This window comes from Ammoniphilus sp. CFH 90114 (genome assembly GCF_004123195.1).
Classification (GTDB): domain Bacteria; phylum Bacillota; class Bacilli; order Aneurinibacillales; family RAOX-1; genus YIM-78166.
In genome coordinates this window covers 1-3,307 of the sequence record NZ_SDLI01000043.1, presented here as the reverse complement: position 1 = coordinate 3,307, position 3,307 = coordinate 1, and the positions used below count along the sequence as shown (strand labels likewise).

At 35.4% G+C, this 3,307-nt stretch carries 2 protein-coding genes; both read right to left on the bottom strand.

Going from position 1 to position 3,307, the window contains the following annotated elements:
- Positions 1-235: 235 nt before the first annotated feature.
- The gene (locus tag EIZ39_RS26065; RefSeq protein ID WP_129204495.1) at positions 236-1,183 is read right to left on the bottom strand and encodes a helix-turn-helix domain-containing protein; all 948 of its coding nucleotides are present in this window, start codon (positions 1,181-1,183) and stop codon (positions 236-238) included.
- Between the two features lie 749 nt (positions 1,184-1,932).
- Positions 1,933-3,078, bottom strand: a complete 1,146-nt coding sequence (locus EIZ39_RS26060; RefSeq protein ID WP_129204493.1) for a replication initiator protein A — start codon at positions 3,076-3,078, stop codon at positions 1,933-1,935.
- Positions 3,079-3,307: the final 229 nt, after the last annotated feature.

Below are 3,307 nucleotides of genomic sequence, written 5' to 3'. Positions count from 1 at the left end.
CGCCCTGGGAGAGTAGGACGTTGCCAGGTTATCAACCCTTATCCTGATAGGATAAGGGTTTTTTATTGTTTTGTTTTTGAAAAAAAGACTTGTAATCCAAAAACAGCGAAGATCCTCCCTTTCTAGTTTGACGTATAACGAACTAGAAAGGGATTCTAAGCCATTTTTGGTAGCTATCCTACTTAGGACAAGGGGGCATCTCTAAGAAAGGCATAGAGACCCCTTTCTGTGCGTTTTATGTAATTTCTTTTAGTTTCATTTCATACTCTGTTTGATTAATTTCTCCTAATTGAAAAAGTAAATCTAAGGCTTCTTTAAGTTCATTAGGAGCAATGGTCATTTTTATATGATCTTGTTCTGAGTTATTAGATAGATTAACCATATAGGAAGGTAGATCATTTCTTACTGTTTTTTGAATAGGTGTAAATCCAGCCTCTAAAATTTTATTAATATAGCCCACTACATTTTTGATATCGCGTCGTTCTAATGTTTCCTTTACAGCATTAAAAATATTTTCTTCACTTTCCAAACTTCTCCATTTCCTTAAGGTAACTGCATTCACCTTAATTCCGTAAGAAGTCAATAATTCTTCTAGTTGATTAGATTCAACAACAACATTTTTTTGAGATTTTTGATCTTTGTTGTTGTTATTCAATAATTTTGTTTTTAATGGTTTTGTTAAATGATTATATTCGGGTGCATGGTGTGCACCACCCTGGTGCATGGTGTGCACTACCCCTGGTGCATGGTGTGCACCACCCTGGTGCATGGTGTGCACTACCCCTGGTGCATGGTGTGCACCACCCTGGTGCATGGTGTGCACTACCCCTGGTGCATGGTGTGCACCACCCTGGTGCATGGTGTGCACTACCTTTGGTGTTTCAATGGTATAGAGATTTGATGTATTTCGGATTTTTCGATGTTTAGTGACATCTAAACGAATTTCTTTCTTTAATAATCCTTTTTCCACCAAGGTTGCTACACAATTGATCGCTTTTCTCCGACTCATCCGACCTAATTTTGCAATTGTGCTATATGAAGGGAATGCGGTAGCCTCCCTCGCATTAGCAAAAGATCGTAATACTATATAAACCATTTGTTCATAAATATCGAGATCAGGGATATCCATAATATCTACGGGTACTACGAAAACTCTCAAATTATCTTGTAAAAACTCTGCCATGTTTTTATTTCTCTCCTTTTGTTGTGTCTACAGGAGAAGTATTGCCGATCCCAGACTTTGCGTGATAGAATGAATGCAAGCAAAGCATAAAATGCATAGTAAAGGATCATACTTTTACTTCAACTGTATGACTCTTGATTTGACGAGAAAGACGCCTTTAGCCGCCGAAGCTAAATGGGGGCGTCTTTCTCGTTTTTTATTGTTTAAATGAAAGCCTTTAAAGCTTGTCCTGTGCACACTTGATTACTCAGTCTAAAAACACCATATCTACTTTAGCATAGGACTGAAAAATAGGCATTACTTACCTACAGTTTACGTTGGATATCCAACAAAGCGCTTTTTACAAAAAAAACCATTGTATATCATAGTTTTTACTTACCTACAGTTTACGTTTGATTACTTTTTGTGTAATAAATTCAATTAAATGTAAAATTTTTACAAAAAAAACCATTGTATATCATAGTTTTTACTTACCTACAGTTTACGTTGGATCTACAACTATCTCGTTTTTGGGTAAAAACAAGCCAAATTTACTTACCTACAGTTTACATTGGAAAAAAACAACTTACTTTTTGATAGTCATTATACCCCATTTACTTACCTACAGTTTACGTTCATGAAGTTGAACTGTAATTTGATCTGATATAGGTTCACTTTTACTTACCTACGGTTTACAAATACACATTATGTTAACTGTAAAAATAACCCTCTTTTTCCATTTTTGAAAAAGAAAAATCCTAAATTTTTTTTTAGGATAGAAATAGATCAATTTGTAATTGTTCGGATTGTTGTTGAAGAGGTTCCCGTAGAAGCTTTTTTGCAGTTATCACTTCGGAAAGAACTAATCTAAAAAGGTATCTTCCTCTTCCTTCACTGATAATTTCATATCCTTCAAGGATTTGATTTTCTACCAATTCTTTAATCGCATTTTCTAATATGTTTTTTTGAATAGCGGGGCGAGCTACACTCATCCCTAACATATCGACAAAGTAAGTAAGTTCTTGCTCAATCACTTTGTGTTTAGGCGCTAGACTACATAACAAGACGTAAAGGATTTGAGCTGTGTCGGATTGGAGATCTCGAATGAGTGGCATACTTATATAGGAATAAAAACCTTGTTTTAGACTTTTATAAACTAAATCACCTAAAAAGACCTCATAATATTGGGCGTTACTCTCCCCTTTTTTAAAGTTGGTCTTTTGAATAGAAGAAATTAAACGATACATGCCTTGTTTTTCTACTTCTAGTTCTTCGGTTTGTTGGGTTTGATGAAGAAAGATTCGAGTGTTAAATAGTGAGTTTAAGGCTTCATCAATAAGACGATATCCACTACCTTTGGTGGGAAAGCCAATAAGACTTGCTAGTTCATAGTAAGTAAAAATGACTCGTTGACCCTCTCCCTTGGTCTTCCAAAGGGCTTGTAATCCCATAAATACCTTTTGGTCCATTGCTGATAAAATTTCTCCCGTATGGTACTCAATTAACATATCTTCTTTTTGGACACGAAGAGGTTCAGATAAAAATTGCAGAGCAGGGATTCGAGTGTTAGTCTCTTCTTTCCGTTTACTCGCGGCAGAGAACGCTTTGACCGATTGACGTTCAATTGGGTCACTATGATGCTGATACAGTTCCCACTTTAATTTTTTTGTTTCTTGTAAAAGAGCTCGTTTAATCGCAAAATCAGGATCATTGGTGGTTTCATTTTGCTTTTCGAGATAGTTTAATATCTTTTTGTCTATTTCTTTGAGGTGATTCGCTGCTTCTGTAAGCTTTTGTTGGAACTCAAGTTTAATAGTAGGAAGATGAGATAGGTTTTCGGTTCCGAGCTGTCTTGTTACATCTTCTAGTTCTTTGGTTAAACTATTTAATAGATTCGCGGCTTCTTTTTTATTCATGAAACGTTCCTTCTTTCCTTATTACATGGAACCTGATTTATATGATATTGTACTATAGTAAAATGAAATACTGTAAATGAATGAAGGGGAAGAAGAATAAAGATGTCTTTGGAAATGGGGGAATTAAAGAGATTTGTCTTTAATAAGAGACAGAAATTACTACTTGATTAGTTTTTGCTAGCATGGTATATTTACACCTGTCGCTTTTGATGTGGCCCGTTGGAGAAGC